This window comes from Marinobacter gudaonensis (assembly GCF_900115175.1).
Lineage (GTDB): Bacteria > Pseudomonadota > Gammaproteobacteria > Pseudomonadales > Oleiphilaceae > Marinobacter > Marinobacter gudaonensis.
Genome location: NZ_FOYV01000001.1, coordinates 1,875,356 through 1,900,845, shown reverse-complemented (window position 1 = coordinate 1,900,845; position 25,490 = coordinate 1,875,356). Strand labels below are relative to the sequence as shown.

Here is a 25,490-nt window from a genome sequence, read left to right as displayed (position 1 = left end):
AGCAGCTGGAAGGGTTGATCCGGGAAACGCTACGAGCACATCCATGTGCGCTTGATCGAAGCCATCCATGGCTTCTCACATTCCCGGATCAACCCTTCCAGCCGCGCTCTCTGGCCTTGCGCTGGCATCCCCGAATTGATCGCATGCGGATCAGCCCGGAGCGGCTGCTCAGGCGAGCCTCTGGGCCAGTCTTGTGCTGTTTCTCGCTGCCAGTGCATACACCGACAGCTGGGGGTTCGCGCCGATGCTGGTTGGGAAGATCGAAGCGTCGTGGATGCTGAGATTGCCGACGTGGTGGTGTTCGCCGAAGCTGTTGACCACCGACCTTGCCGGGTCGCTGCCCATGGCACAGCCGCCCATCTGGTGGGCGGTGAACAGGCGCACCCGGTGGGGTTCCATGGGCAGCTGGTTGATGGCGGCTCTGGCTTCCGCCCAGCTGCTGTACCAGTCGGAATCCAGGTGCATCAGGCGGACCTTTTCGGCGCCGGCGGCGAACTGGATTTCGGCCATGGTGTGAAAGGCTTGGCGCAGGCCCGTCCATAAATAGTCGGTGATCGGGTAGTCCAGCACCGGGCTGCCGTCGTCCCGCAGGGAGACGGTACCGCCCTGGCTGTCGGGGTGGAAGCCGTCCCGGAGCAGGGCGATGACCGACTGCATGTGGGGCAGGCCGGCCATGTTGTTGAGCTGGGCCTCGCCGTGGCCGGGAATGACACCGCTGGACATGCCCGGATGCAGTGGCGGTACCTCGAGTTTGTAGCCTACCGGTCCGTCAACGCCGTTGCGGAAGTTGAATTCGTCCGAATAGATCGACTGTGGCGCGCCATAGTAGGGCTCAACCTTTTGTGGCATCTGGGCAACGGTGGCGTTAACCGGATGGATGAACGAGCGCTTGCCAACACGACCGTGCGGGTCCGGAAGGTCCGAACGCAGCAACAGGCCCGGGCTGCCGATGGCGCTGGCGGCGACCACGAAGTGCCTGGCTTTCAGGTTCACCCGGATACCGGTCGGCGTAACGCCGTCGGTGGCGAAGGCCGAGGCTTCCAGGTGATCAATCCGGTCCTGCTTCATCACCAGCCGGTCAGCCCGCAGGCTGTGGAACAGTCGCGCGTTGTTGTCCAGGGCGCCCGGGATGGTGGTCAGCAATGCGCCCTGCTTGGCATTGGTCGGGCAGCCGACACCGCAGTAGCCCAGGTTCCAGCAGCCCTTGACGTTGCGCGGGATAATCTCCCAGCTGTAGCCCAGCTTCTCGCAGCCCTGGCGCAGGATGTCGTTGTTGACGTTCGGGTCCACTTGCCATGGCGCCATGTTGTGGCGCTCTTCGCGCCCCGCAAACCAGGGAGCGAGAGTGCCCGGGCGGAGGTCTTCCAGGCCAAACCGGTCGGCCCAGTGGTTCAGGGTTGGCGCCGGCGTGCGGAAGCTGCTGGTCCAGTTCACCGTGGTGGATCCGCCCACGCACCGGCCCTGCAGGATGGCAATGGTGCCATCGGCGGTGACCCGGCTCATGCCTTCCTGGTACAGGCTGGCATAAGCCGATTGTTCGTCCATCTTGAAGTCTTTCTGGTAATACAGCCGGCCTTCCTCCACCAGGATTACCGACAACCCGCTGCGGGCCAGGATCTCGGCGGTGGTGCCGCCGCCGGCACCGGTACCAATAACCACCACGTCTGCTTCTGTGGTCAGGTTTTCCGTGAGTTGGGCGCCGTCGGTGACATTCCAGCCTGATGCCAGGCCCTGGGCAATACGATCGGTTAAAGACATGCTTGGCTCCGTCAGATCAGCTGGCGATCAGGCGTTTTTAAATTGGGGCAGGGCGTTCACGGCATACCGGGGAGGGCCGGGGTAGCCCGACAGATGCCAGAAATCGGGGTAGCCATAGAAGGCGACATTGGTGATCTTGGTCAGCGCAATGTAGCCGTTGTTGAACAGCCCGATGCCGCTGGTGCGCCAGCGTTCGAGGAAGGCATCCGCTTCCGCCGTGGTCACATTGGGCCAGCTCGACCACACCCGGGCAACGGTCACCCGGGTGGGCGCAAAGTTGAGCAGATCGAACAGCCGGCGCAGTTCTTTCTGGTTGGCAGGGCCGAAGTTGTGAATACCGGCATCAATCCGTTCGATGGTTCCGGCAATGGCCCGTTTCCGAGCTTGCGGCTGCTCCGGCAGGCCGGGCCCGACCATGGCCGGCAGCAGGGCCTCGAACAGCACAATGTCATCCCGGGTCAGGAATTGGAATTCGTAACTGGCGTCCATCCGGGTACCCACGGCATCGAGCCGCCCGGCTGGCTGCGTGGCACATCCGCCAAGGCCGGCGGTCACACTGACGGTGCCGAGGAACAGGGCACCGCCAAGGCCTGTTTTCAGGAAGCTGCGGCGGTCGAGATCGGTCGCATTAGACCGATCCGCGGACGTGAAGGTCGAACTCTTCATGGGGGCTTAGGCTCTTTATTGTTTTATGGAAAGCACGGCAATTGCCTGGTCGTCCGGGGCTGGTACCCCCTTCCGAAACTGTGCAAACCAGGGATGTTTGCTCAAGCCTACGGGGACGTATTCACGGCGTGTTTCGGAAGGGGGTACCAGCCCCGGACAGGCTCTCAGGCCTGAGTATCAGCGAATAAACAGCTTATAAACCATCTTGTGCGCCGCCGTGCCGTGGGGCGCGTAGACAAACTTGCCGCTGTTGAACTTCTGCTTGGTGAAAATAGCCCGATGATGGGAGAAGGTGAGGAAGCCTTCCTTGCCATGGTAATGGCCCATACCCGAATCCCCGATGCCCCCAAACGGCAGATCATCCTGGGCTACGTGCATCAGGGAGTCGTTGATGCACATGCCGCCGGAGTGGGTTTGATCCACAACCTGCTGTTGCTGATTCTTGTCGTAGCCGAAGAAATACAGGGCCAGCGGCCGCGGACGGTCATTGATGTAGTGGATAGCCTCATCCAGGTTCCCGTAACTGACCACCGGCAGGATCGGCCCGAAGATCTCATCCTGCATCAGCTTCATGTCCGGCGTGGTTTTCAGTACCAGGGTCAGCGGAATCTTCCGGGTCCCGTCGTTCAGGTTCTCTCGCGCGGGGTTGATTTCCAGCAGCTCGGCACCTTTCGCCTTGGCGTCGTCCAGGTAGCCCTTCAGGCGGTCGTACTGGCGCTCGTTGATGATGGCGGTGTAGTCGTCGTTATCCCGGAGGCTTGGATACATCTCGGAGAATTGCTTCCGGAATTCATCAACGAAGCCCTGCACCCGGTCTGCCGGGCACAGCACGTAATCCGGTGCCACGCAGGTCTGGCCGGCGTTGAAAGCCTTGCCGAAGGCGAGGCGCTGGGCGGCGTCCTCCATCGGCACGTCCGGCGACACGATGGCCGGCGACTTGCCACCCAGCTCCAGGGTGACCGGCGTCAGATTTTCCGATGCAGCCCGCATGACCAGCTTGCCCACCGAGGTGGAGCCGGTAAACAGGAGATGGTCGAACGGCCGGGATGAGAAATCCGCCGCTACATCAGCCTCACCGGTGATCACCGACACCAGGTCCTCGGCGAAACTGCTCTCGATCAGCTCCTTGAACAGGGCCGAGGTGTGTGGGGTGAACTCCGACATCTTGATCATGGTCCGGTTGCCGGCGGCCAGAGACGCCACCAGCGGCCCTACCGCCAGGTACAGCGGATAGTTCCAGGGCACAATCACGCCCACCACGCCCTTGGGCTGGTAGTGCACCTTGTTGCTGGCCGGCTGGAACAGAACGGAGACGTGCCGCTTTGACGGCTTCATCCAGCCCGACAGGTTCTTCAGGGTGTAGTTGATGCCCTGAATGGACGGCATTACCTCGGCAATCAGGGACTCGTCCCGGGACCGACAGCTGAAATCCCGATCGATGGCGTCGAGCAGGCGGTCCTGATTGTTCAGCAGCACCCGCTTGAGGCGCTTCAGGTTTTCCAACCGCTCGGTCAACGAGGGCATGGGGTTGTTGCGAAACGCCTTTTTCTGGTCTTCAAACACCCGGTGGGTGTGCTGGATCTGCTTCTTGCTCTCGGTGAGCTGGACAACGGTGGCTCCCATGGTGCTCTCTCCTGTTGGCGTCGGCTCCGGGTGGCGCCGGCCGATCCGGGTGCGACCCGGTTGGCGAAAAAGTGTGCAATTTGCGTATGACGGTATTATTAGAGTATATACTCTAGTGAGTCAAGCAACGCCGGGTGGCGAATCGGGCCATCTGTGAACGACACAACAACACGTGCCAAAGCCTCTATGAAAACCAGAGACAAGATACTCCTGGCCAGCCTCGATCTCTTCAACGACCGGGGCGAGCGCAATGTCACCACCAACCATATTGCGGCGCACCTGGCGATTTCGCCGGGGAACCTCTATTACCACTTCCGCAACAAGTCCGACATCATCTACGAGATCTTTCTCGAGTACGAAAAGCTGGTGGATTTTTATCTGGATATTCCGGAAGACCGGGCCATGACACTGGATGACATGACCTTCTACCTGGAATCGGTGTTTGACGGCCTGTGGAGCTACCGCTTTTTCCACCGGGATCTTGAGTATCTGCTCGACAGCGACCAGCGGCTGCGCGAAGACTATCGTGAATTTACCAATCGCTGCCTGGCGGCCATCAGCCGGATTTTCGAGAAGCTGGCGGAGGCCGGGATCATTGAGCCCCAGGAGGAGGATCTGCGCTCGGCCATGTCCCTGAACGTCTGGCTGGTGATCACCAACTGGATGGCGTTCCTGAAAACCGCCCATGCTGCTGAAGAGCCGGCCAGCCTGTCACTGACCGAGCTCAAGCAGGGCATTTACCAGGTATTGACCCTGGAGCTGCCCTACCTGACTCCCGCCTATCGTGCACAGGTCCTGGCTCTGAGGGAGAAATACCGGCCGTCGTTGCCCGAGGCCGGATTGATAACATGTACGTGAAAACCGAAATAACGGTCAAAAAATGAACATTTCCGGAACTTTTGAGGACTGGGCGACTCAAAGGAGTGACGTTGGGAATTCGGACATTCCTTGCGTCTCCTGAGTGAGTTCTCAGGTTTTAGCACGTCGCAAACCCTGACGTTTCACCGGTCTGTCCTATGGCAGGCCGGTTTTTTTATGCGGGGTCGGCAAAATCCTCTCCCTCCAGCCACTGGGTCAACGCCTCCCGACATTCGTCCACACCCCGTTTCGAGGTGGCCGAAAACATGATCAGATGCTCCACGCACTGGAATGACTGCAACTTCTTGCCAATGGTCAGCATGCTGGTTTTCGCCTGTCCGAATTTCAGTTTGTCGGCCTTGGTGGCGAGAATCATCAGCGGCAGGTTGTTATGTTCGCACCATTCCACCATCATTTGGTCGAAATCCGTGAGCGGGTGGCGAATGTCCATCACCAGAACCAGGCCGCGCAGGCAGCGCCGATCGTTCAGGTAGTGGCCCAGATGTTCCTGCCAGTCGTCTTTCATGTCCCGGGAGACCTTGGCGTAGCCATAGCCGGGGAGGTCCACCAGCCGGCACTGTTCCCGGTTGAGAGAGAAAAAGTTGATCAGCCGGGTCCGGCCCGGCGTTTTGCTGGTGCGCGCCAGCTTGCCGTTGGCGGTGATGGCGTTCAGCGCGCTGGATTTACCGGCATTGGAGCGGCCGGCAAACGCCACTTCGGCACCGATGTCCGGCGGGCATTCGTCCAGACGGGAGGCGCTGATCAGGAACCGGGCGCTGTTGAAGGAGAGGCTTTTGGAGGTCAGTTCGGGGTCCACAGCGGTTGGCTTTCCTTTGGATTTCAGTTATCAGGGATTAATGTATAATGCTACACCAATTCCGGGCGGAGCGCTGAGCGCGACCGCTGTCAGCCCCGGTCTTGAGCCTGCCTGGTCAGCGCCTGCCGGTTGTACGACGAAGAATACCTTTTAAAAAGATGAGAGAAGCGGAGCGAGCATGAAAAAACTGATCGCAGGAGTTGTTCTTGGTTTGGGCCTGACGGCGATGGCCCACGGGGCAGGAGATCCTCAGGCAGGCGAGCAGAACGCGGCGGTGTGTGCTGGGTGTCATGGTCAGGGTGGCCAGAAACCGGTAATGGGTGTGTACCCCAAGCTTTCAGAGCTGGGTGAGCGTTACCTGTACAACCAGCTGACCCTGATCAAGAGCAAGGAACGCATGATTCCTGAAATGACCGGCCTTCTGGATAACATGTCGGACCAGGATCTGCAGGACCTGGCGGCCTACTTTGACAGCCAGGAGATGATTGTCAGCCAAGCCGATCCTGATCTGGTGGACGCAGGCGCTCAACTGTACCGTGGCGGCAACCTGGCCACCGGCGTGCCAGCCTGTGCCGGCTGCCATAACCCCCAGGGTAAGGGCAACGAGCCAGCCGGTTATCCGCATCTTGGTGGCCAGAATGCCGAATATGTTTCCAAACAGCTGAAGGCCTATCGCGACGGTACCCGCGACTCAGGGCTCAACGCTTCCATCATGATGGACGTGGCGGCCAAACTGACCGATGCTGAGATTGAGGCTGTTTCAAGCTACATTTCCGGCCTCAACTGAGCCGGCGGCCCCAGCCTGAAAACCCCGCGATATGCGGGGTTTTTTTATGCCCTTTCAACTCTGTAACCGCCGGCGTGTGGAACTTTTCAGCCCCGGTGGGTCATAATCCCCCGACGAGATATTCAGACGAGCGGAGATTTTTCATGATTCGATTCTTCAGACTGGCCCTGCTGGCGTTGCTGGCCGTGAGTGTTTCCTCGCTGGCCAACGCCGCCGAGTGGCAGGAAGGCACCCACTACAACCGGCTGGACAATCCGGTGCGAACCAGCAGTGACTCCGGTGTCGAGGTGGCCGAGATATTCTGGTACGGCTGTCCGCACTGTTATAACTTCAAGCCGCTGGTCGAGAACTGGGAGGCGAATGCGCCAGAGTATGTGAACTTCGTGAAAATTCCGGCCGCTCTGGGGCGCAGCTGGGAACCCCACGCCTACGCATTTTATGCCCTCGAAGCCATGGGGCAGCGGGAGAAGGTCCACGATGCGCTGTTTGACGCCCTGGCTGGCGAGCGCCGTCCGCTGAACACGCCTGAGGCCTTGGCGGACTTCGTGGCCCAGCATGGCGTGGATCGGGAAGAGTTTCTCAAGAATTACAAGAGTTTTGGCGTGAACGCCAGGGTTCAGAAAGCGCAGTCAAAGATTCGAGGCGCGCGCGTAACTGGAACTCCGACTATGCTGGTTAATGGCAAGTACACCGTGACTGCATCCATGGCCGGCAGCCATGAGGCGGTTCTGGAAGTGGTGGACTATCTTGTTGCCAAAGAGCGTGGTGAGGTCGAATAACCGTCGTCTCTCTGGACGCCGGGAAACCTGGGTGGCCGGCCGGTTGAGACTGCCCCTATGTACAAACGTATCCGACAACAGCTGAACGGCATTCTGAAAACGGATGGCGCCCCGCGGGGCGCCTGTTCCGGCATGGAGCATGTGCCGGAATTCGAGCCGCACCGGCACATCCGCCTGCTGACCTTCAACATCCAGGTCGGCATCAATACGTCGTCCTACCGGCACTACCTGACCCGAAGCTGGCAGCATATCCTGCCTCACCGGAATCGCATCGAGAATCTCGACCGCATCGCCTCGCTGCTTCGGGGGTACGATGTGGTGGCCTTGCAGGAGTGCGACGGAGGTAGCCTGCGCAGCGGCTACATCAATCAGGTTCAGTACCTCGCCGAGGCCGCCGGCATTCCTTACTGGTATCAGCAGTTAAACCGCAATCTCGGGCAGATCGCCCAGCACAGCAATGGCCTGCTGAGCCGGTATCGGCCCCTGGACGTCACCGAGCACAAGCTGCCCGGCCTGATTCCCGGTCGGGGTGCCATCATTGCCCGCTATGGCACCGAGCATGACCCGCTGGTGCTGGTTCTGATGCACCTGTCCCTGAGCAAGACGGCCCAGCAGCGTCAGTTGGGTTATATCAGAGAGCTGATTGCCGATTACCAGCACGTGGTGCTGATGGGTGATATGAACGCCCACGCCGAGCAGCTTCTTACCCAGACCCCTCTGAAGGAAACCGACCTGGTGCCCCTTCCAGACACTGCCCACAGCTTTCCGAGCTGGCGCCCGGAGAAGGCCCTGGACCACATTCTGGTGAGCCCCTCGCTGGAGATCCGGCGCTCGGAGGTGGTCAGCTATCCAGTCTCTGATCACCTGCCCATTGCCATGGACGTGGCCCTGCCGGAAGGCTACCTGGAAAAGTTCTGAGCAACTCCGGAAAAGCTGGCTCGCAAACCACGGACAAAATGGGTGGAAATTCACCCCTGAATTTCGGGGCTTTGGGTGGAGTGATACCCATTGAAGCGACCCCCGGTCGGTTCCGAATGGGAGTGCTGACAATCTAACCAACTGAAAAATCATAAAATCGGCCGATGCTTCCCCCGTCTGCTGGACTTGGCGCAAACCTTGCCATGTCTCTTTCGGCGCCGGCCTGCTTTAGTCCTGTCCGGCCCTGAACAACGAGAAGCGGTGCAGGCACTTCCGGCCTGTCGTCCAACAAAAAATAAATCGGGAAGCAATTCTGTGAATAAACAAAACAAACTTCGTTCTGCAATTGTCGCAATTGCCTGCGGTGTTACCTCCACAGGCGTCCTGGCCCAGGCGTCGGTGAGCAACCTGACCGTGGACCCCTATGGTCAGATCAACCATGGTGTGATGGTGACGGACTCAGCCGCCGGTACCAAGACCTATACTGCCGATAACGACAACAGCGCCAGCCGTGCCGGTGTCCGGATCAGTGGTGACGTGGCCGACACCGGCCTGTCCGTGGGTGCCCATGTTGAGCTGGAGTACCAGGTTAACGCCTCGAATGCGGTTTCCGAGGACGTTCGCACTGTTTCCGGCGAGTTTAATGAGCGTCACCTGAACATTTACCTGGCTGGCGCCTTCGGCAAGGTGTCGGTGGGCCAGGGCGACGGTGCCGCCAACGGTAACATCGAGCAGGATCTGTCCGGCACGGCGGTGATTTCCTATGCCAACCCGGCCCTGATCGGTGGCGGCCTGAGCTTCGTGGACGAGGCGACAGGCGATGCTGTGCAGTTCAGCAGTGCCATGAGCGACCAGGATTTCGAGAGCCGCTACACACGGGTGCGCTATGACCTGCCGAGTGTCGGCCCGATCAAGCTGGCCGTGAGCCAGGGCACCAAGAGCGGTGACGACGACGTGACCGAACTGGGTGCGCGTTTCAGTGGCGAGCTCGGTGGAAAGGTGATCGCTGCTCTGGGCTACTCCAGCAAAGACGTGGGCGGTGTTGCCGACAAACTCGATATCATTGGTGGCTCGGTATCCTGGTTGCACGACAGTGGTGTCAACGTCACGGGCGCTTATTCTACGGCCAGCGACGATAACCCTGCCAATCCGGATTCGGACTTCTACCTCGTGAAGCTGGGCTACAAGACCGGCAACCACGCCATGGACATCCACCTGATGGAAGCCTCTGACCGTGTCGCCGAAGGCGACTCGGCGCAGACCGTCGGTGTGGGCTATGTCTACACGCCGGTTAAGTACTTCAGCGCCTACGCTGGCTACAACGCCAACTCACTGGACCGCGATGCCGGCGATTACGAGAACGTGGACACTCTGTTTGTGGGTGCCCTGCTGAAGTTCTGAGTTGTTGTTCCACACGTTTGACCCGAAAAAACCCGGCTTCTGGCCGGGTTTTTTCTGGCAGCTTTTTTCAGGTAACTTTTCTTCGGGTAACTTTTCTCCGGGTAATAAAAAACCCGACACAAGGCCGGGTTTCTGTCAGGTCGCCGGATCAATTATTTGATCTTGGCTTCCTTGTACGCAACGTGCTTGCGGACAACCGGATCGTACTTTTTGATCTCGATTTTTTCCGGCGTGTTACGCTTGTTCTTCTTGGTCGTGTAGAAGTGACCAGTACCTGCTGATGAAACCAGCTTGATTTTCTCGCGCATGATGCGGCTCCTTAGAATTTCTCGCCGCGGGCACGAAGATCGGCCAGCACAGCGTCGATGCCTTTTTTGTCGATGATGCGCATACCCTTGGTGGAAACGCGCAGCTTCACGAAGCGCTTCTCGGACTCAACCCAGAAACGATGGTTCTGCAGATTCGGCAGAAAACGACGACGAGTGTGGTTCATCGCGTGGGAAACGTTGTTACCGGACAGCGGGCGCTTACCGGTAACCTGACAAACTCTGGACATACTTGCCTCCGACCTGAGCAATGGTCTCAATAATACGAATTCGTTTTTAATGCGTCTCTGGTTGCTCGGGTGCCATTCAGCCCCCGTTCGCGCCTCTAAACTGAACGCTGCTCGCCAGACGCCGCCAGAAAGGGACGCTTTTATACCAGAACTCGCCCCCCAACGCAAAAAATTGTTGGGAATTTGGCCAGTTTTCCGGTACCCGTGTACCCGGTCCGCACCTCATGACGCCCGGGCGTCACATCAGACCCCGTTCAGCCAGGGATATTACCTCACCGTGCCCCACAACCATATGGTCAAGAACCCTGATATCCACCAGCCCCAGGGCCTCTTTCAGCCGGCGGGTCAGTGAGATGTCTGCCTGACTGGGCTCGGCCACGCCCGATGGGTGGTTGTGGGCGAAAATCACGGCGGCGGCGTTGTCCTCCAGAGCCTGTCGAACCACTTCACGAGGATACACCGCAGCGCCGTCAATGGTGCCCCGGAACAATTCCCGGTACTGGATGACCCGGTGACGGTTATCCAGGAACAGGCCGGCAAACACTTCGTGGGGGTAGGTGCCCAGCCGGCTGGTGAGAAAACGCCGGGTATCCTCTGGAGACCGCAGCGGATCGCCCTGGCGCAGGGGCTCGTCCATCACCCTGCGGGCCATTTCCATGGCGGCCTGGACCTGGGCGTACTTGGCGGTGCCCAGGCCGCGAACCTCGCAGAATTGCCGGCGCGAGGCGGTAAGGAGACCCCGCAGCCCGGAGAATTCCTCAATCAGGTGGCGCGCCAGTGCCATCACCGGCATACCCGTGGTTCCGGTGCGCAGGAAAATGGCCAGCAACTCGGCGTCGGAAAGGGTCTGGGCACCGTGGCTGAGCAGGCGTTCCCGCGGACGTTCGTCCGTGGGCCAGTCGGATAAGGGCATATCGGCTTCCTTGCTTTGTCAGGTGTGGACCGGGGCATCCTGCTCCGGGTATGGCGTCATTAACCGAAACACAGACAATCTGTTGGTCTGTGCCGGTCTAACCGGGCTGTTGTGCCGGCCAGAGCATGCTATCTTATAAGCCTTTATTTTCATATGGAATCGGAGCCTTCATGGCCGCCAAAAAGATCCTCCTGGGAGTGACCGGTGGTATTGCCGCCTACAAGAGTGCCGACCTGGTTCGTCAACTGAAGAAGGCGGGCCATGAGGTTCGCGTGGTGATGACCCGGGGCGCGGAAGCGTTTGTGACCCCGTTGACGTTCCAGGCGCTCAGTGGCGAGCCGGTGCGAACCTCCCTGCTGGATCCGGAAGCCGAGGCCGGTATGGGGCACATCGAGTTGGCCAAATGGGCCGATCTGGTGGTGATCGCCCCGGCGTCTGCCGACTTTATCGCCCGGCTGGCCCAGGGCATGGCAGACGATCTGCTGACCACCGTCTGCTGCGCCACCGAAGCCCCGATTGCCGTCGCCCCCGCCATGAACCAGGCCATGTGGCGCAATGGCCGCACCCAGAGAAACCTCCGGTTGCTGGAGCAGGATCCCCAGATCGAACTCTGGGGGCCCGATCAGGGTGATCAGGCCTGCGGCGACACCGGGCCCGGCCGCATGCTTGAACCCGTGGCGCTTGCCCGGCTGGTGCAGGAGCACGGAGCCTTGGGAGACGGTACGGCCCTCTCCGGCAAAACCGTGGTGATTACCGCGGGCCCTACACGGGAGCCGATTGATCCGGTGCGCTACATCAGCAATCACAGCTCGGGGAAGATGGGCTATGCACTGGCCGCCGCTGCCAGGCAGTCCGGAGCGAGAGTTGTACTGATCAGCGGTCCGGTCACCCTGGCGCCGCCGGCGGGTGTAGAGGTGCGTCACGTAATGACGGCCGAAGACATGCTGCGTGAGGCCTCGGGCGCGGTGGATGAGGGTTGCGACCTGTTCATCGCCACTGCGGCGGTGGCCGACTACCGCCCGGAAACCTGTGCCGGCGACAAGATCAAGAAATCCAGTGAAGCCCTGTCGCTGCCCCTGGTGCGCAATCCGGATACCCTGGCCACCATTGCCGGTCGCGCAGACGCGCCTTTTACCGTGGGGTTCGCCGCCGAAACCAGCAATGTGGCCCGATACGCCACCGACAAACTGCAACGCAAAAAACTGAACATGATTGTCGCCAACGATGTCTCCGCGCCCGGGCTGGGTTTCAACAGTGAGAACAACGCGGTGACCGTGTTCTGGCCCGGCGGCCAGGAATCGATCGGGCCGGATACCAAAACCAGCATTGCCCGGCGGTTGATCGCGATGATCGCCGAGCGTCTTTAACAGGCCTCACAGCAGGCATTGCAACAGGATGTCCCATGACCAGGAAAAATCTGCAGGTTCGAATTCTCGATGATCGCATCGGCAACCAGATTCCATTTCCGGAATACGCGACAGAAGGCTCCGCCGGTCTTGATCTGCGTGCCTGCCTGAAAGAACCGGTGACCCTGGCCCCGGGCGACACCCAACTGATCCCCACGGGCCTGTCTATTCACATTGCCGATCCGTCGCTGGCGGCCATGATCCTGCCGCGAAGTGGCCTGGGCCACAAACACGGGATTGTGCTGGGTAACCTGGTGGGGTTGATTGATTCCGACTACCAGGGCGAACTGATGGTGTCCTGCTGGAACCGCGGCCAAACCGCTTTCACCCTGAACGTCGGCGAACGTCTGGCGCAGCTGGTTCTGGTACCCGTGGTGCAGGCCGACTTCGAGGTGGTCTCGGAGTTCGATGCCAGTGCCCGTGGTGACGGTGGCTTCGGCTCCACCGGCACGTCGTGATTGAAAGGCCGGCCACGCAGAACAGGGGGCCGGCGTCTATACTTTGCGGATAACTGTTTGTCCAGGACGAAAAAATTACAACTGCAGGATGGACTATGAAGCTGGGTAAGAAGAAGACGGCCGAGGCGTCGGTGAGCGGGAAACCGGACAAGACGACGGGAAAGAAAGGCAAAGCCAAGCCAGCCGGCCCAAAGCTCAAGCGGCTCAATTCGGTGGCGGTGAACCAGGCGATGGTGGTTCTTCTGGCCGGCGTGCTTGCGATTGCGCTGCTGCAATTTCTGGTGGTACAGCCTTCCGTCCGGGATCGACTCGAATCTCTCCGGACGCTGGAGGTGGACGCCGCCGCCCTTCGTCTGACCCAGTACTTTGAACAGTTGCAGCAGAGCGTCAGCGGGCTCGCCAGTCAGCCGCATGTAAGGGTGGCGCTAACCACCACCGGCAACATTGACACCACCGAGCGCCAGCTGCTCAGTGCCTTGCCGGGTATTGAGGCGGTTCATCTCTTCCCCTACCGGGAGGTTCCGCGGACCGCCAGCGGAGAGGGCCTGCTTGGCTTTTCGGGGCTGGAGCTGGCGCGCCGGGCCGAGACCGGGCAACCGCTGTATCCAGACGCCTTCCCGCGGGATAACCGGTGGTTTGTGCAGATGGCCACGCCGGTGCGCAATCCCAACAGCAACGCGGTTATTGGCAGCCTGCTGGTAATTTTCGATACCGCCCGCATCCAGCCGCTGCTGCAAGTGGTCAACCAGCCCCTCGGTGGCCAGCTCGCGCTGGTGCAGACCGTCTCCGGCACTTCGCGCACCGTGATCAGCAGTGGCAATGGCTCGGGCCCGGCCGCATCGCGCTCCCTGACCAACCCCGACTGGACCGTAACCTACACCCCGGCCCGGAGCCCGCAGCCTCCGGTTGATATTGTCCTGCTGGCCCTGCTGGTCGGCGTTCCCGCCCTGCTGGCTGCGATTGTGGTCTGGGTGTTGCTCGGCGGCGCCCAGAAGGGCCTCCGCCAGGACATGAGCGTTCTCATTCAGTGGGCCCACAAGGTGTTCAGTGGCGAGCGTGTCAAGTTGCCGGCTTTCCGATGGGATATGGCGGCGTCCACCGGTGAGGTGTTGTTCCGCTTGTCCCAGGTGGTCGATAAACGCGTGGCCAAGGCCGGCGAGTCGGTCAGGCCCAAGGGCGGTGCGGCAAAATCCAGGCCCGGTGGCGCCGAGGGCAGCGATGAGCCCCTGTTCCAGGACAAGGACATGCTGGACATTGATATGCTTGACGGAGACGAGGATGTGCTCGGTTTTGGTAGTGGCGAGGATACCGTCTTCGGCGCCGAGGACGCGCCCGAGGTTGAGGAGGTCGCATTACCAGAGGTGGAACTGTCTCGCGATATCTTCCGGGCCTACGACATCCGCGGAATTGTTGGTGATAGCCTGACCGCCGAGGGCGTGCAGGTGATTGGCCGGGCCATTGGCTCCGAGGCCCGGGAGCGTGGGGTTGATCGACTCTGTATCGGCTACGACGGCCGGCACTCCAGCCCTGAGCTTGCCAATGCGCTGGCCAGGGGCGTGATGTCGACCGGCTGCGATGTGATCCACGTGGGGGCGGTGCCCACACCGGTCCTGTATTTTGCCACCCATGAGCTCGGTACCGGCTCCGGGGTAATGGTCACCGGCAGCCACAATCCGGCCAACTACAACGGCCTGAAAATCATGCTCGGCGGGGAAACTCTTTCCGGAGAGGCCATCGAGAAACTGTACCAGCGAACCCAGACCGGTGATTTCGCCAGTGGCCAGGGCAGCCAGAGCAATGAAGACGTGCGCAGAGCTTACCTGGATCGGATTGTTGGCGATATAGCGGTTGCCGCGCCCCTGAAAGTGGTGGTCGATGCCGGCAACGGTATCGCCGGCGAGCTGGGCCCCATGCTGATCGAGGAACTCGGTTGCGAGGTGATCCCCCTTTACTGTGACGTTGATGGCGATTTCCCCAACCATCATCCGGATCCGGGCAAGCCGGCGAACCTGGCGGACCTGATTGATCGGGTCCGCTCGGAAAAGGCAGATATCGGACTGGCGTTTGATGGCGACGGCGACCGCCTCGGCGTGGTCACCAATTCTGGCAAGATCATCTGGGCTGATCGTTTGATGATGCTGTTCGCTCGGGATGTGGTGTCCCGCAATCCGGGCGCCGATGTACTGTACGACGTGAAGTGCAGCCGCCGGCTGGCGGGTGTGATCTCCGAGGCGGGCGGCCGTCCCATCATGTGGAAAACCGGCCACTCCCTGATGAAGGCCAAGATGAAGGAAACCGGGGCTCTGCTGGCCGGCGAGATGAGTGGCCACATCTTCTTCGGTGAGCGCTGGTACGGCTTTGACGACGGCCTGTATTCAGCGGCTCGTCTGCTGGAAATTCTCGGTATTGAGGACCGTCACAGTGATGACGTTTTCGAGGATTTCCCGGAGGACATCAGCACGCCTGAACTCAATGTTGACGTGACGGAAAGCTCGAAGTTCGACATTGTTGCGCGCCTGGCAGAGACCGGCGAATTTGGCGATGGCAACATCAGCACCATCGACGGCATCCGGGTCGACTATGCCGATGGCTGGGGCCTGTGCCGGGCCTCGAACACCACCCCGGTACTGGTCCTTCGGTTCGAAGCGGAGACCGAGGCGGCCCTGGAACGCATCAAGACAGTATTCCGGGAACAGCTGCAGAAGGTGGCACCGGACGTGGTCGCGGATTTCTGACTCCGGGGAAGATATCCCGGGTAACCCATTCAATCAGGATTGCGAAGGCAGGAACATGGCACTGGATCGTGAAACCGCAATGCAGGTGGCCTCGGTATTAAGCCGGGGTCTGCCCTACATACAGAGATTCACTGGCAAGACCGTGGTCATCAAGTACGGCGGTAACGCCATGGAAAATGAGGATCTCAAGAGCAGCTTCGCTCGCGACGTTGTGCTGATGAAACTCGTGGGCATCAACCCGATCGTCGTGCACGGCGGCGGTCCGCAAATTGGTGAGCTGCTGGAACGGTTGAATATCCAGTCCCGTTTCGTCAATGGCATGCGGGTGACTGATGCCGAGACCATGGATGTGGTGGAGATGGTCCTTGGCGGCCAGGTAAACAAGGAGATCGTCTCTCTGATCAACGCCCACGGTGGCACCGCGGTGGGCCTGACGGGTAAGGACGCCAACCTGATCCGGGCGCGCAAGCTTGAGGTAGTGAACCGCTCGCCGGAACTGGAGCGTCCGGAGATAATCGATATCGGCCATGTGGGCGAAGTGGCGAGCGTGAATGTTGATGTAATCGACATGCTCACCCGCAGTAACGTGATCCCGGTGATTGCACCCATTGGCGTGGGCCCGGACGGGGCCTCTTACAACATCAACGCCGATCTGGTGGCCGGCAAGGTGGCCGAAGCCATGAAGGCGGAGAAGCTGATTCTGCTGACCAACGTCTCGGGCCTGAAGAGCAAGGAAGACAAGGTGCTGACGGGGCTGACCGCCAAGCAGGTCAACGACCTGATCGAGGATGGCACCATCCATGGCGGCATGTTGCCCAAGATCCGTTGTGCCCTGAGCGCGGTGGAGAACGGCGTGCGCACGTCGCACATCATTGACGGTCGGGTTGCCCATGCCTGCCTGCTGGAAATCTTTACCGATGAAGGCGTGGGCACGCTGATTTCCCGTAACTGACGGTCCGATAAGGAGCACCCGGATGAAGCGCCTGTTCGCGACGCTGGTGATTGTGGTGGTGGTCGGCCTGGTCGCTTTCAAGGCCGGCGTCTGGTGGCTGGCGGATCAGCGCCTGGCGGGGCTCAGAACGGGCCTGGAGGCATCCGGTGTGTTGCATCGGGGCAGTATCAGCTCCGGGGTGGATGGACGTCTGGTCCTGAACGACGCGAGCTGGCAGGATTTCGAGCTGACCCAGCCCCTCAACATCCAAAAGGTGGCGTTCGATGCGGGCTCCCCGGTCAGCCTGCTTTCTGCCCTGATCGACCCCGCCCGCCTGCCCGGGAGCTGGGCGCTGAGCCTGGAGGGGCTGGAACTGGACCTGGAGCCGACCATGCTCCGCAACTGGGTCACCGCTGAAGGCCCCAACAGCGACGGTGAGCCGCCCCTGTTCATGCTGTCCTGCGCGCCTGATCCTCGCCAGCAACTGGGCAGTGGCGACCTTATCCGGATGGGCGTCACCCGTCTTACCGGTGAAGCCTTTATTCGCCAGAGCCCGGAAGGGCTTCAGGCCGAACTCAATACTCTCAGCACCGGCAGTCTTGAGCTGAACTGGCCCGGTTCCCGGGTGCAGGTTACCGATACCCTGCCTGCCATCGACGATGCCGGAGAGCCGATGCGCCTGACCGTGCGGGATGCCGGATTGATGCGCCGCATCGCCGCCTACTGTGCCCGGGAGGTGGGTGTGTCTGCCACCGAGTGGGCCGGTGGAGCCGTGCAGGCCCTTGAGGACGGTCTGGCGGCCCGTGGCCTGGCGCCCAGCGACCAGTTGAAGGCGCTCTACCGGCAATGGTTGCTGGAAGGGGGTGAACTTATCCTCTCGATCCGGCCGGAAGAGCCGCTGTTGGGCATCCCGGTGCGTACTGACGAGGTAGGCGAGGCCGGTAACAGCTGGCCCGTCCGCTACAATGGTTCTGAGGTTCCCGATGTCTATCTCAATGAGGTTGCGCCGGTCGCTGAGACACTCCCTGAGACAGCCGTGGAGCCGGTGGTTCAGTCGGAAAATCCGGACGTGGAGGCCTGGTACCCGGAACCCCTCGACACCGCCGGCCAGTGGGTGGGGCGCAAGGTCCGGGTCACGCTCTCCAATGACAACAGTGTGGAAGGTCGACTGGTCAGTGTCGGAGAACGGGAGCTGGAAGTTGCCCGGGTGATTGCCGGCGGCGAGGTGGCCTATCCCATGCTGATCCGGGCCATCACCAATTTTGAAGTGTGGCGGCGTGGCCGTGCACAATGATTCCAACGGGAATCTGAGAGGAAACTATGTCGCAGTCCGATAACTCATCTGCCACGGTGCCGGGCATCCGTGACATGCTCGCTCGCCTGATTTCACTGCCGTCCATCAGCAGCGCCTCCGCCGAATGGGATCACAGTAACGAGCCGGTGGTCCGAACCCTCGCAGAGTGGCTTGAGGCCCTGGGTTTTGCCGTGGAGATACTGGAAGTGCCCGGCATGCCGGGCAAGTTCAACCTGATCGCGACCCTGGGCAGCGGCCCGGGTGGGCTGGTCCTGTCTGGCCACACCGATACGGTTCCGTTTGACGACAAACGCTGGCAGAGCGACCCCTTCACCCTGACCGAGCGGGACAACCGCTGGTATGGCCTGGGTACCTGCGACATGAAAGGCTTCTTCCCCCTGGCCATCGAAGCGGCGAGGGCGTTCGTGGATCAGCCCCTCAAGCAGCCTTTGATCATCCTGGCCACTGCCGACGAAGAGAGCTCCATGAACGGCGCCCGGGCGCTGGCCGAGGCCGGCAAACCCAGGGCCCGCTATGCGGTGATCGGCGAACCCACGAGTCTCAAGCCGGTGCGCATGCACAAGGGCATCATGATGGAGCGGCTGAAGTTCGAGGGCCAGTCCGGGCACTCCTCGAACCCGGCGCTGGGCCGTAACGCCATGGAGGGCATGCACGAAGCCATGAGTGAGCTGCTGGCCCTTCGCGCAAGCTGGCAGGAAAAGTACCAGAACGCCAACTTCGAGGTGCAGGTACCAACCCTGAACCTCGGCTGCATTCACGGCGGCGACAACCCCAACCGCATCTGCGCCCAGTGCGAGCTGCACTTTGATTTGCGGCCACTGCCGGGCATGAACATGGAAACCCTGCGTCAGGCGATCCTGAGCAAGGTGCAGCCGGTGGCCGAGCGACGGGAGCTGTCGCTGGAATTTGAGCCGCTGTTCGACGGCGTACCGCCGTTCGAAACCCCGGCCGACGCCGCCCTGGTCAAGGCCTGTGAACAGCTGACCGGCCATACGGCCCACGCGGTGGCCTTTGCCACGGAAGCCCCCTGGCTGCAGCAACTGGGTCTGGAAACGCTGGTGATGGGCCCCGGCTCCATCGACCAGGCTCACCAGCCAGATGAATTTATAGAGTTGTCGCAGCTGGATCCGACGGTGAAGGTACTGAGAGGGCTGATCCAGAAGTTCTGTCTTTAAGTTGAACGCCGGGTTCACCCGGGGGCGCCCGACAGTGTTCGTCAGACTTTTGTGCAGACCGCTGAACAAAGAAGGACTGGAGTAATCGCATTGAAATCAAACGACTGGCTGCATGGATTTCGCCACTCATCCCCCTACATCAACGCCCACCGCGGCCGTACGGTGGTGCTGACCATTCCGGGGGATGCCATTGAGCATGGCAACTTCATCAACATCATTCATGACATTGCCCTGCTGAGCAGCCTCGGTGTGCGATTGGTGGTGGCCTTCGGGGCACGGCCGCAAATACAGGCGCGTTTGGACAGTGCCGGCGCCGAATCGTCGTTTGCCCGGGGCCTGCGAATCACTCCGGAAGATCAGCTGGGCATGGTAATGGAAGCCATCGGCGGCCTGCGCGCCTACCTGGAGAGTCAGCTGTCCATGGGGCTGGTGAACTCGCCCATGCATAACGCGCGCATCCGCGTGAGCAGCGGCAACTACGTGGCGGCCAAGCCCGTAGGTGTACTCGACGGCAAGGACTTCGGTTACACCGGCAAGGTGCGCCGGGTGGATGTGGCCGGCATCGAGAAGCTGCTGGAGCAGGGCCATATTGTGCTGTTGCCACCCATGGGCTATTCCCCCACGGGCGATGCCTTCAACCTCTCCTACGAGGACGTGGGCAGCCAGGTTGCGGCGTCGCTGCAGGCGGAAAAGCTCATCGTGTTCATTGACGACCCGGGGCTGCTGGAGGAAGACGGCTCGCTGATCCGTGAGCTGTCGGCACGTCAGGCGTCAGAGCGTCTGGCTTCCGGGGCGGTGACCGGGCATGACGCCGCGCTGCTGCGCGCTGCCTGCGACGCCTGCGTGAAAGGGGTACGTCGGGCCCACATCATCAGTTACGTGGACGACGGCGCCCTGCTGGAGGAACTGTTTACCCGCGACGGCTCCGGTACCCTGGTCAGCGGCGACAATTACGAGCAGATCCGTCAGGCGCGGGTGGAGGATATTGGCGGTATCCTGGAGCTGATCCAGCCTCTGGAGGAGCAGGGCATATTGGTGCGGCGGTCCCGGGAAATGCTGGAAACCGAAATCGACCGGTTTGTGGTGGCCGAGCGGGACGGCACCATCGTAGGTTGTGCCGCCCTATACAGTTACCCGGAGGAAGGTGCTGGCGAACTTTCGTGCTTCGCGGTGGATCCGTCATATCGCCGGGCCGGGCGCGGCGACGAGATCCTGGCCATGGTCGAGAAGCTGGCCCGGGGGCATGGCCTGCAGAAGCTGTTCGTACTTACCACCCAGACCGAACACTGGTTCCGGGAGCGGGGTTTCCAGGGCTCCACCGTACAGTCCCTGCCGGGCCCGAAACTGGCCTCCTACAATACCCAGCGCAATTCAAAGGTGTTCGTTAAACCGCTCTGACAGGGCGGAGAGTTGCTGTGCCCGCAGTTCGGCGGGTTGCTCGGAGAGGCGTTTTACCTCTTTGTAGAACTCCGGAAAGCGGTAGTCGTTCTCCCTGAGCAGCTGGCGGAACGCCGGCAGGTGCTGGTTGTACTGGCGGAACAGTGCCAGGTGGGCGTTGTTCAGGGCCAGCGGCGGTGAGCCGAAGGGGCCGGGCTCCGGCCATTCCGCCACCATCGCCTGGTAGCGTTGTTCAAGGTCTTCGAAGACCTCCGCCTTGCGAGTTCTTAGGGCTTCTTCGGGCAGGGAGCCCTGGCGCGCGTACAGGCTTTCCAGTTGCTCGGTGGTGTGGTCCACCAGGGCCAGCGTCTGGTTACGCCGGCGGATACGCTCCAGGGCCTGCTCGAACTGCTCGGGCGTTCCCCGTTCCTGTAGCCAGAGCCTGAGGCCTTCCAGCTCGACAGCGGTCGCGAAACTCTCGTTGAACGCCGTATCGTCACCGATGTACACCACCCGGTGGGCCAGTTCGTGGAACATCAGCGCCACCATGCGCGCCTCTGGCAGCCGGGTGAAACCGGAGTGCAGGGGATCGTCGAACCAGCCCAGTGTGGAATAGGCGGTTACGCCGCCGATAAACGTATCAAAGCCCCGGGCTTGGAACCGTGCCTGCTCGGCCCGGGCGTCTTCCAGGTCGAAGTAGCCACGGTACGCCTGGCAACCCAGCACCGGATAACACCACTGATGTGGCTCCAGTGAGAACTCCGGCGTGGCCACCACATTAACCACGACCCAGGGGCGGTCCAGGTCGACATAGTCGGTGAAGGCGTCGTCCACGGGCAACGCCAGGTGTTCGGAGGCAAAGGCGCGGGCAGCCTGAGCGGTCGCCAGTTGCTGGCGCAGTTCGGGAGGCGTGTCGCGGTTCTGTATGACATCCCGAAGTGGTTCGCCCTCCATAATCAAGGACATATGGCCGGTTATGGCCTGGGTGTAGTAGCCGAAGGTCGTACACCCGCTAAGCATTGTTACCAGTAGCAAAAGTAGATAGATCTGACTAAGCTGTTTCATGGGTCAGGATGTTATCGAGGGTTGTTTTGCCCGAGGGGGCCGGACCGCTATAGTAATGCCATGGATCAGAGCGTAACGCCATGGCTCGGATAGTAGCAGGTGGCATCCACCACAGTGTCAGGGACGTAAGTCGGTAGCGGGCAGCAGACCCACAGACCCGTCCGGCTTTGCGAGATATCAGGTATACATGGACCCTAGAGAACGTCGTAGCAGCCCCCGCCAACCCATCAAGCTCGCCGCGCAGATTGATCTGGGAACCGGCGAGTCATGGCCGTGCCAGATTGCTGATTTCTGTGCCGAGGGCCTGTTTGTCCGTTATTCCACCGAGACATCACGCAAACTCGACCGGGCTTTCGCTGCCGAAACGCCGTCGGAGTTGGTAATCCGCTTCCGCGGCCTGGACGGCGCCCGTCGCCATGAGCTGCACGTGGGGGTTGTAAGGCGCATTGACGGTGCTATGGGGGTTCATTTCAGCCGGCCCAACCCACAGGCCGTTGATGCCATGCTGCAGCTGTGCGGTGGTTCCCGAACACAGGATCGTTCCTCCCTGCGAGCGCCGAGCGATCGAATCCAGTTTATCCTTCACCAGTCGGCCAAGGCGGTCACCCAGTATATCGAGCCGTTGATGGACGCCTGCTTCGTGAAAATGGTCGAGGCGCTCAAACTGGCGGCCCAGAAGGCGGCCAACGATCAGCAGGCCAACGAATACATGGATGCGTCTGGCCAGATCCAGGCCCGCCAGCGGGTCATCTGGCATCAGATGTCGAAGAGCCTTGAGTCACCCCTGAAACCGGCACCCAAGGGCTTTCCCGGCTCGGAACTGTCGGTGGTGGACAAAGGCGAGTTCGAGGACTGGCTGACCATTCGGGTGATGGTCACCAAGGCGGACACCCTGTATCGGGGCGATCTTCTTCAGCTCAAGCTCCGGCTCGATAAACTCGGCATTGCCAATGCCACCGGCCATCACAATCCGCTGGGGCCATCGCTGGTCTGTGAAGCCTTCCATCACGGTCTTAACCAACTCAAGGCGCCCCGGGAGGTCGAGAAAGTCTGCCTGAAGGTGTTCGAGCAGACCGTACTGCAGCAGTTGGGCCCGCTCTACAAGGAACTGAATGACATTCTGATCCGTCACGGCGTGCTGCCGGACCTGGATCTGAGCAAATACCTCAGCGAACAGTCTGGCACCAGATCCGAGCCGATCGAGCCGCCGAAGAAGAAACCGGACGCCTCACTGAAAACTCCGGTCGCCGAGACCTCGGCAGGCAGCGAAGTGACTGCCAAGGCAGCCGCTCCTCGCCGCAAGCCCAGCCGCTTGGGCAGCGAGTTCCAGGGTTACGCGCAGGCGGCCCAGACCGCGTTTGCCACTGTCCGTAACCTGCTTACAACGCTGAGCGCCAGTCGCGTGGCCCGGGGCGACCCTGAGCCACTGCCGTTTGCACCCAATGCCCGGCCCCTGTCATCGGGCGAACTGCAACGGGAGCTCCAGCAACTGCAGGTAGAAGTGCCGGAGGCCGGTGAAGCGGTGGTACCCCTCAGGGAGCGGGTCGTGGAGAAAGTTCTCGAGAGTGGTGACACCCGCCTGGACGAGGAGCAACAGGGTACCCTGGATGTGGTGGACCGTTTCTTCCGCTCCGTGGTGGAGAGCCCCAAGCTCAGTGAGTATGCCCAGCAGCGGATGCGGCAACTGGAAGTGCCCGTGCTCAAGGTGGTCATGCGCGATCCAGGCTTTTTCGACGATCAGGACAGCCCAGTACGAGGCGTGATGAACCGGCTGGCGCAGCTGGGGGTCAAGGGTGGTCGCATCAACCCGGTGGTGCAACGCCGGGTTGATGAACTGATCCAGCGGATCACCACGGATTTCGAACAGGACACCGGAGTCTTCGAGCAGACGGTTCAGGAGCTGGACACCCTGATCGACCGGCAGAACCTGGTGTACCGTCGCAATGTGGAGCGGGTAACCGCCGCCGCCGAGGGTGCCCAGAAAGTGGCGGAATCCAAGAAAGCGGTCGCCGAGGTGCTGGACCAGCGCCTGGGTGGTCGCAAGGTGCCCCGGGCCATCGTGAGTCTGCTCGATGGTGGCTGGCGCGACTTGCTGTCACTGACCTGGATTCGCCAGGGTCCGGACAGCCAGCTCTGGCAGGACTACCTGTCGGTGATTGATTCCCTGCTGGCGTTTGCGGACGACCCCAACAGCTCGATCAACCTGCCGGAACTGCTGCGGGTGATCCAGGACGGCCTGGCGTCCATTTCCAGTAACCATATGCCCTCGTCCCAGATCCGGGATGAACTCAAACAGTTCCTGGTGCGTGGACCGGACCAGTCGCCGGAACTGGTGGAAGTTCCTTCGGCACACCCGGAAAAGCCCAGCACTGTTCAGCTTTCGGAGCGGGAACAGCGCAGTTTGCAGCGCTGGATCAACCGGGCCCAGCAACTGCGCACCGGCGACTGGCTGCGGGACCAGGAAAAACCGGACGACCCGCAGTACATTCGTCTGGTATGGATTGCCCGGGGCTTCAGCCGCTTTGTATTCGTTAACCATCAGGGTATGCGGGTGGTGGAACTGGAGCTCGACGCCCTCGCACGGCAGATGCGTAAAGGCATTATCGTGCCCGACAACCAGTACGAGCGACCGTTGGTGGACGAGAGCATCGACCGCATGGTCCGTAAGGTATACGACCAGTTGTCCTGGGCGTCCACCCACGACGAGCTGACCGGCCTGCTCGGGCGTCGTGAGTTCGAGCGTATGCTGGACCAGCAGTTGGCCCGTCAGGAGGATGAGCGTTCCCTGGTGCGCCTCGACCTTCGGCGGTTCCGGTTGCTCAACGACACTGCCGGCTACCAGGCCGGCGATGAGACTCTCAAGCGGGTGGCGGACATTCTTCGGGAACACGTGGGCGATGGCATGCCCGTGGCCAGGCTGGCGGGCAACGAATTTGCCATGTTGGTGCCCTCGGAACATGCGCTTACCGCATCAGAGGGGCTGGTGAAGGCGATTGAACAGGCCGAATTCAGTTTCGAGGGCCGCACCTACCGGCTGTCGGCCAGTGTCGGTGTGGTGCCAACCCTGCCGGCCCTGGTGAGTGCGGAGCGGTGGCTGAGGGCCTCTGAGCAGGCGCTCGGTGCAGCTCGGGAAAAGGGCCATGGCAAGGTATCGGAATACACCCTGGATGCCGGCGATCAGGCACGCCAGGAGCAGATTGCCGCCAAGGTGGCGAGCCTGAGCAATCTCAACGAAGAGCGCATGTTGCTGAGATGCCAGAAAATCATCCCCCTGCACCCGGATGCCGGTATGGCCGCCCAGTACGAGGTGCTGATCAGCATGTACGATGACGAGGGCACGCTGATCACCGGTCGGGACTTCGTCCGGATGGCTGAACGTTACGACCGCATGCAGGCAGTGGACCGCTGGGTGGTCGGCCATATGCTGGACTGGCTTCGGGAACAGGCGCCGGATCCACGCCACTTTGGCGGTGTCTGCATCAACCTCTCCGGCTATTCCATGAACGACCAGTCGTTGCTGGAATTCATCTACGAAAAGCTCAGCGAGAAAGACGCTCCTATCGAGCGGCTATGGTTCGAGCTGACCGAGGCCTCCGCCATCACCGATGTTCAGTCGGTTGCAGACTTCATCCTGGAAATGAAAGAGCTCGGCTGCCGGTTCTGCCTGGGCAACTTCGGCAGTGGCCCCAGCTCCTTCGAGTTCATGCGCTCGCTGCCGGTGGACCTGATCAAGATTGACAGCGCCTTCACCGGCCAGGTGGCCAGCAGCGAGACCGACCGCGCCATGGTAAGGTCTATGGTGGACATGGCCCACTACATGAACCGGGAAGTGATTGCCTCTCAGGTGGAATCCCGGGAGGTGCTGGATATGCTGCGCCAGCTGGGCGTGGACTACGCCCAGGGCTTTGTGGTCGAGAAACCCCGACTGCTCGACAGTCTCACCTGAATCCGG

Annotated in this window: 21 protein-coding genes; 13 read left to right on the top strand and 8 right to left on the bottom strand. The window is 61.1% G+C overall.

Going from position 1 to position 25,490, the window contains the following annotated elements; genetic code table 11:
- Window positions 1–168: 168 nt before the first annotated feature.
- The 3 genes from BM344_RS08725 to BM344_RS08715 all read right to left on the bottom strand — a co-directional run bounded on the left by BM344_RS08725 (window position 169) and on the right by BM344_RS08715 (window position 4,047).
- Window positions 169–1,758, bottom strand: a complete 1,590-nt coding sequence (locus tag BM344_RS08725) for a GMC family oxidoreductase (protein ID WP_091988388.1) — start codon at window positions 1,756–1,758, stop codon at window positions 169–171.
- Window positions 1,759–1,785: 27 nt separating this feature from the next.
- Window positions 1,786–2,424 (bottom strand): hypothetical protein, encoded by a 639-nt coding sequence (locus BM344_RS08720; protein WP_091988385.1) that lies wholly within the window; start codon window positions 2,422–2,424, stop codon window positions 1,786–1,788.
- A gap of 177 nt (window positions 2,425–2,601) precedes the next feature.
- On the bottom strand, window positions 2,602–4,047 hold the full coding sequence (locus BM344_RS08715; protein WP_091988382.1) for a coniferyl aldehyde dehydrogenase: 1,446 nt from the start codon (window positions 4,045–4,047) through the stop codon (window positions 2,602–2,604).
- Between the two features lie 186 nt (window positions 4,048–4,233).
- Here BM344_RS08715 and BM344_RS08710 point away from each other — a divergent pair, with 186 nt between their 5' ends.
- Window positions 4,234–4,905 (top strand): TetR/AcrR family transcriptional regulator, encoded by a 672-nt coding sequence (locus BM344_RS08710; protein WP_091988379.1) that lies wholly within the window; start codon window positions 4,234–4,236, stop codon window positions 4,903–4,905.
- A 175-nt stretch (window positions 4,906–5,080) separates the two neighbouring features.
- On the opposite strand, the gene yihA is transcribed toward BM344_RS08710, so the two are convergent.
- On the bottom strand, window positions 5,081–5,722 hold the full coding sequence (yihA, locus tag BM344_RS08705; RefSeq protein WP_091988376.1) for a ribosome biogenesis GTP-binding protein YihA/YsxC: 642 nt from the start codon (window positions 5,720–5,722) through the stop codon (window positions 5,081–5,083).
- Window positions 5,723–5,900: 178 nt separating this feature from the next.
- Between yihA and BM344_RS08700 the strand changes: the two genes are divergently transcribed.
- From BM344_RS08700 to BM344_RS08685, 4 genes are all read left to right on the top strand, one after another.
- Window positions 5,901–6,509: a c-type cytochrome gene (locus BM344_RS08700; RefSeq protein WP_091988373.1), complete on the top strand. Its 609-nt coding sequence runs from the start codon at window positions 5,901–5,903 to the stop codon at window positions 6,507–6,509.
- A gap of 143 nt (window positions 6,510–6,652) precedes the next feature.
- Window positions 6,653–7,288, top strand: a complete 636-nt coding sequence (locus BM344_RS08695; protein WP_091988370.1) for a thiol:disulfide interchange protein DsbA/DsbL — start codon at window positions 6,653–6,655, stop codon at window positions 7,286–7,288.
- Window positions 7,289–7,345: 57 nt separating this feature from the next.
- Entirely contained in the window at window positions 7,346–8,206 is an 861-nt protein-coding gene (locus BM344_RS08690) for an endonuclease/exonuclease/phosphatase family protein (RefSeq protein WP_091988367.1), read from the top strand.
- A 315-nt stretch (window positions 8,207–8,521) separates the two neighbouring features.
- Entirely contained in the window at window positions 8,522–9,607 is a 1,086-nt protein-coding gene (locus BM344_RS08685; protein WP_167363226.1) for a porin, read from the top strand.
- Between the two features lie 152 nt (window positions 9,608–9,759).
- Here BM344_RS08685 and rpmG read toward each other — a convergent pair whose 3' ends face one another.
- From rpmG to radC, 3 genes are all read right to left on the bottom strand, one after another.
- Window positions 9,760–9,915: a 50S ribosomal protein L33 gene (rpmG, locus tag BM344_RS08680; protein WP_008173465.1), complete on the bottom strand. Its 156-nt coding sequence runs from the start codon at window positions 9,913–9,915 to the stop codon at window positions 9,760–9,762.
- 11 nt (window positions 9,916–9,926) lie between these two features.
- On the bottom strand, window positions 9,927–10,163 hold the full coding sequence (gene rpmB, locus BM344_RS08675; protein ID WP_091988362.1) for a 50S ribosomal protein L28: 237 nt from the start codon (window positions 10,161–10,163) through the stop codon (window positions 9,927–9,929).
- A gap of 238 nt (window positions 10,164–10,401) precedes the next feature.
- The gene (gene radC / locus BM344_RS08670) at window positions 10,402–11,076 is read right to left on the bottom strand and encodes a RadC family protein (protein WP_091988359.1); all 675 of its coding nucleotides are present in this window, start codon (window positions 11,074–11,076) and stop codon (window positions 10,402–10,404) included.
- A 170-nt stretch (window positions 11,077–11,246) separates the two neighbouring features.
- On the opposite strand from radC, the gene coaBC reads away from it, so the two are divergent.
- The 7 genes from coaBC (at window position 11,247) to argA (ending at window position 20,494) form a co-directional block, all read left to right on the top strand.
- On the top strand, window positions 11,247–12,443 hold the full coding sequence (gene coaBC, locus BM344_RS08665) for a bifunctional phosphopantothenoylcysteine decarboxylase/phosphopantothenate--cysteine ligase CoaBC (RefSeq protein ID WP_091988354.1): 1,197 nt from the start codon (window positions 11,247–11,249) through the stop codon (window positions 12,441–12,443).
- Window positions 12,444–12,478: 35 nt separating this feature from the next.
- On the top strand, window positions 12,479–12,940 hold the full coding sequence (gene dut, locus BM344_RS08660; protein ID WP_091988351.1) for a dUTP diphosphatase: 462 nt from the start codon (window positions 12,479–12,481) through the stop codon (window positions 12,938–12,940).
- Window positions 12,941–13,035: 95 nt separating this feature from the next.
- A complete protein-coding gene (locus tag BM344_RS17745) occupies window positions 13,036–15,675 on the top strand; it encodes a phosphomannomutase/phosphoglucomutase (RefSeq protein WP_091988349.1) in 2,640 nt (879 codons plus the stop codon).
- A gap of 55 nt (window positions 15,676–15,730) precedes the next feature.
- Window positions 15,731–16,627: an acetylglutamate kinase gene (argB, locus tag BM344_RS08650; RefSeq protein WP_091988346.1), complete on the top strand. Its 897-nt coding sequence runs from the start codon at window positions 15,731–15,733 to the stop codon at window positions 16,625–16,627.
- 22 nt (window positions 16,628–16,649) lie between these two features.
- On the top strand, window positions 16,650–17,900 hold the full coding sequence (locus BM344_RS08645; protein WP_091988343.1) for an acetylornithine deacetylase: 1,251 nt from the start codon (window positions 16,650–16,652) through the stop codon (window positions 17,898–17,900).
- A gap of 26 nt (window positions 17,901–17,926) precedes the next feature.
- A complete protein-coding gene (gene argE, locus BM344_RS08640) occupies window positions 17,927–19,096 on the top strand; it encodes an acetylornithine deacetylase (RefSeq protein ID WP_091988340.1) in 1,170 nt (389 codons plus the stop codon).
- A gap of 90 nt (window positions 19,097–19,186) precedes the next feature.
- Window positions 19,187–20,494, top strand: coding sequence for an amino-acid N-acetyltransferase (gene argA / locus BM344_RS08635; protein WP_091988338.1), 1,308 nt, complete (start codon window positions 19,187–19,189; stop codon window positions 20,492–20,494).
- Here the strand turns inward: argA and BM344_RS08630 are convergent.
- Entirely contained in the window at window positions 20,468–21,538 is a 1,071-nt protein-coding gene (locus tag BM344_RS08630) for an aminopeptidase (protein WP_091988334.1), read from the bottom strand. The two genes, argA and BM344_RS08630, sit on opposite strands and share 27 nt — an antisense overlap.
- A 187-nt stretch (window positions 21,539–21,725) precedes the next feature.
- Between BM344_RS08630 and BM344_RS08625 the strand changes: the two genes are divergently transcribed.
- Window positions 21,726–25,484: a DUF1631 family protein gene (locus BM344_RS08625; protein WP_091988330.1), complete on the top strand. Its 3,759-nt coding sequence runs from the start codon at window positions 21,726–21,728 to the stop codon at window positions 25,482–25,484.
- Window positions 25,485–25,490: the final 6 nt, after the last annotated feature.